Raw genomic sequence first — 4,328 nt, 5'->3', positions numbered from 1 at the left:
CCCTGATACATGACCAGCGGATGCAGTGCATTGGGCACGGCATGGCGCATGACGACGGCGCCGCCAGTCAGCCCCTTGGCCTTGGCCGTCTCGACATATTGCGCGTTCAGCGTGTCGAGCAGATTGCCGCGCATGACTCGCATGTTGTAGGCGAGCCCGCCGAAAGTCGCGATCGCCACCACCGGCCAGACATGCTTGACCAGGTCGACGAACTTTGCCCACGACCACGGCGCGCCGCCATACTCCGGCGAAAAGAAGCTGCCGATCTCCGACACGTTTAACTGGAAGACCAGGAGATAGACGATGATCAGCGCCATCAGGAAGCGCGGCACCGTCATGCCGAGAAAGGAAATGGCCGACAGCGTCGAGTCGATCCAGGAATATTGCCGGGTCGCCGCCCATATGCCGAATGTGATGCCCAGCACCGAGGCGAGCAGATGGCAGACCAGCGCCAGCAGCAGCGTGCGCGGCAGGCGCTCGCCGACCACATCGGCCACTGGCTTGTTGTAATAGAGGCTGTAGCCGAAATCGCCGCGGGTGATGATACCACCGATCCAGTTCAGATACTGGATGGGCAGCGGCTTATCGAGGCCATGCTCGACGCGGTAGGCCTGCGCCTGCGCGTCGGCTTCGGCGAACGAGGCGCCGCCCTGGTTGATGAGTTGCGAGCGGATGTAGTCGGCATAGTCGCCCGGCGGCGCCTGGATGATGGCAAAGGTGACCAGGCTCAGTATGGCGAGGACCGGGATCGCCGACGCTATGCGCGTAGCCAAGAATCGCAGCATCGGTCCGTTTCTCCTCGCATTCACGCTTCAGTGGTTGGCCGCTGACTTCATCTCGTCCCGGCCGCGCGCGCGGCGCGGCCGGGAGTTTGGTCAGGGGAGGAAACTCAGTTCGTCGGGCCCTTGTCCCCGGGCTTGCCTGGAAGCTGCTCGGGGAACAGTTCGTATTTGTGCTGCTTGTCGGCGGCGACGAAGACCCGCTCGCGGATGATCGAATCCTCGGCCCAGTTGAACATGAAGATCGGCGTTCCCTGCGGGATGTTGGAGAAACGCTTGTTGACGATCAACGCGCCGGGATATTCGGTCAGGCCGACATTGTAGACATGTTCCGTCGAGATCTTCTGGAACTGCTTCATCAGGCTGGCGCGCTCGTCATTGTCCTGTGACGAGACGAACTTTCGGACGATGTCGACGAGATCCTTCTCGAACGGCATCAGGTCGACCTCGCCGCTTTCCGGCGCGCGGTGGTTCCAGCTGGTCTTCGGGCCGACCGGAGCGAGCTGCTCGGTGTTCTGCACCACAGAAGTCAGCTCCTGGTCGTTGCGCCGCACCAGCCAGTCGAAGCGGCCGGAATATTGCGAGGCATCGCGCTGGGTTCCATTGAGGCCGTTGAGCACGACGCGAAGCCCGAGCTTCTCCATCTGGCCGACGACGCCCTCGGCAAGGCTCTTGTCGGTGGTGTAGTCATTGTTGACCAGCATGACGATCTCGACGTTCTTGCCGCCGGCGGTTCCTGTGGGGAAGTTCACGAAGCCGTCGCCGTCGGTGTCCTTGAGACCGGCCTTGGCGAGTTCCGCCTTGGCGCCCGCGAGATCGAACGGGTAGTAGACAGTCGAGTTGCGGTCATAGAAGGAGGTGCCCGAAGAGAAGCCGCCCGGATAAATGGCGGTGAACGGGCCCTTCACCAGGGAGTCGCCGAGCGCCTTGCGGTCGAGCGCCATGGTGACGGCCTTGCGGAAGTCCTCGTTGCGATTCAGCTCACGGACGGCCTGACTGCGTTCGTCCGGATTGCCCCAGCCATTGGCCGAGAAATTCATGCGAAGATTATAGCCGATGAGGCGCGGGCCGAAGGCGAGACGGGCCGGCGCATCCTTTTCCGCAGCACGCTTAAGCGAAGCGACGAAGTTTTCCGGCTGCTCCAGGTTGGAGAAGTCGCCCGAACCCGCCACCGCCTGAACATCGCGGTCGGCCCAGGTAGACAGCTTGTAGTGCAACTCGTTCAGGTAGGGCAGCTGGTTGCCCTTCTCGTCGACCTTCCAGTAGTACGGGTTACGGCGCATGACGATGATGTCGTCCGGCCGATATTCGACCGGGACCCAGGCGCCCATCACCGGCATGTTCATGTATTCCGGCGGGAAGGCGTTCTTGAACTGGTCGTAGGTGTTCTTGGAATATTTCGGATGCTGCGGCTTCAGAATATGCGAGGGGCCGGGGCAGAAGGTGCCGTAAGCCATGGCATAGAGGTACTGCCGCGGGAAGGCGTCCTTGAAGGTCCACTCGACGGTGTAGTCGTCGATCTTCTTCAGCGCGGTGCCGACGCCGAAGGTTTCCTGGGTGGCGCCGTTCAGCGGCGAGACGTTGGGGTCCACGACCTCATCGTTCCAGTAGAACATGACATCGTCGGCATTGAACGGCACGCCATCCGACCATTTGGCGCCTTCGACCAGATGCATGGTCAGCTTGTGGCCATCCTTCGACCATTCCCAGCTTCTGGCAAGGTTCGGCAGCGGCTCGGTGTCCTTGGCCTCGATCTGGAACAGCGGTGCGGTGCGGGTCAGGCATTCGGAAAGGCCGATGTCGATGCCGCCCCAGCCCTGGGTCTGGCCGGCGCCATAGTTCCAGCCTTCGGGCCGGCCACCGATGACATGGCGCATTGTGTCGCCATAGACGCCGATGCCGTCCGGCATGTTCCCGGTCTTGAACACCAGCGGCTCCTTCGGCAGGCGGTCCTTGACTGGCGGAAGCTTGCCGGTCTTGACGTATTTTTCGGTGAGCCAATCGGGTTCGTGGTATTCGGGCAGCGCCTTGAACTCCAGGATGGAGTCGCGCGCCACATATTTGATCTTCCCTTCGGCGGGAAACTGCGCCGGCGCCGGCGGCACCGTCGGTTCGGATGCGTATGCGCTCAATGCCGATGCCGAGACGCTCAGCGCCAGTCCGGCCAGAATGCCAATTCGATGTAAGTTCCTCATTGTTTCCTCCCAAATGTTTCGACGTCTGCTGCTGCCCGCGTTCTATTCGGGACGACTGATTTGACCGACCGGCCTCCCGCGGTCCGCCTCCAGGCGCGAGGTATCAGCCGGCCTGTTTCAGCGCCGCCTTTTCGGCGCGCAATTCCTCGATCGAGCGCACGCTTCTGCGCGCCGCACCCGCCCATTCACGGGTCTTGACCCTGGATTTCGAGAGCCGCTCTTTTGCGGCCGGCACCGCGTTCGCGTATTGCGGCAGCCAGGCCGCCTGGGCAACGACCATCTCGTCCACCATCTGCCAGACTTCCTCCGGCGTCGAAACCGCGCCGACCAGTGGATCGTGCAGCACGGCGAGCTTCAAGAGATCGATGTCGCCCGATATCGCGGCATGCACCGACATGCGCTGCACGTTGATCGAGGCCATGCAGGTGGCGGCGCAGGCTTCCGGCAGCGTGATGCCGGCGGCCATGTTGATGCCGAAGCGGTCGACGAAGCCGGGCGACTCGATGATGGCGTCCTGCGGCAGGTTGGTGATCACGCCGCTGTTCCTGACGTTGAAATGGCCGCGATAAACGCGGTTCGTCTCCAGCGCTTCGAGAATATGGCTGGCATGCTCGTTGGAGCGCTTTGCGGGGTCGATGGGCTTCGACGCCGCCTCGAGGAATTGCGGATATTCCGTCTCGAACCAGTTGCGGGTTTCGGTCGAGTAGCGCAGATACCCGCCCGTTTCGCCGTGGATCCAGTCCGACATGTCGATCCAGCGCGTGATCTCGTCCGGCCGCTTGCGGTACCAGGGCAGATATTCGGAGAGATGCCCGTTGCTCTCGGTCGAGTAGACGCCGAAGCGCTTCAGCACATCGATGCGCAGCTTCTCCTGCTTCGAAAAGACCGGGTGCGCCTCAAAGGCGGCGACCAGTTCGTCCTTGCCGATTTTGCGGCCGTTGAGGCGCAGCTCGATGAACCACGTCTGATGGTTGATGCCGGAGCAGACATAGTCGAGCTCCTTCGGCGATTTCGCGCCGAGCACCTCGGCGATCTGCTCGGCGCCGTGCTGCACACCGTGGCAGAGCCCGACCGTGTCGACCTTGCCGTATTCGATCGCCGCCCAGGTGTTCATAGCCATCGGGTTGGCGTAGTTGAGAAACTTGGCACCGCTCGCCGCGACCTCGCGGATATCCCTGCAGAAATCGAGGATCACCGGAATGTTGCGCTGGCCATAGAGGATGCCGCCGGCGCAGATCGTGTCGCCGACGCACTGGTCGATGCCATATTTGAGCGGAATGCGGATATCGTCGGCATAGGCCTCGAGGCCGCCGACGCGCACGCAGCTGATGATATAGCGCGCTCCCTCCAGCGC

At 62.4% G+C, this 4,328-nt stretch carries 3 protein-coding genes; all 3 read right to left on the bottom strand.

The window, feature by feature from the left end; translation table 11 throughout:
• The coding region (locus EN781_RS27270; protein WP_145965645.1) for an ABC transporter permease at nt 1-785 on the bottom strand (785 nt) is incomplete at its 3' end.
• 104 nt (nt 786-889) lie between these two features.
• A complete protein-coding gene (locus tag EN781_RS27265) occupies nt 890-2,974 on the bottom strand; it encodes an ABC transporter substrate-binding protein (RefSeq protein WP_127400511.1) in 2,085 nt (694 codons plus the stop codon).
• 103 nt (nt 2,975-3,077) lie between these two features.
• Nucleotides 3,078-4,328, bottom strand: a 1,251-nt coding sequence (melA, locus tag EN781_RS27260; protein WP_127400510.1) for an alpha-galactosidase, incomplete at its 5' end; no start/stop codon positions are given.

Origin of the sequence: Mesorhizobium sp. M4A.F.Ca.ET.090.04.2.1, assembly GCF_003999085.1 — a bacterium.
Taxonomy (GTDB): domain Bacteria; phylum Pseudomonadota; class Alphaproteobacteria; order Rhizobiales; family Rhizobiaceae; genus Mesorhizobium.
The sequence above is the reverse complement of the archived record's forward strand: the minus strand, read 5'-3'. Positions and strand labels throughout refer to the sequence as shown.

Excerpts from the sequence above, each read along its gene's own strand:
- EN781_RS27265 (WP_127400511.1), bottom strand. The coding sequence starts at position 2,974 with ATGAGGAACTTACATCGAATTGGCATTCTGGCCGGACTGGCGCTGAGC.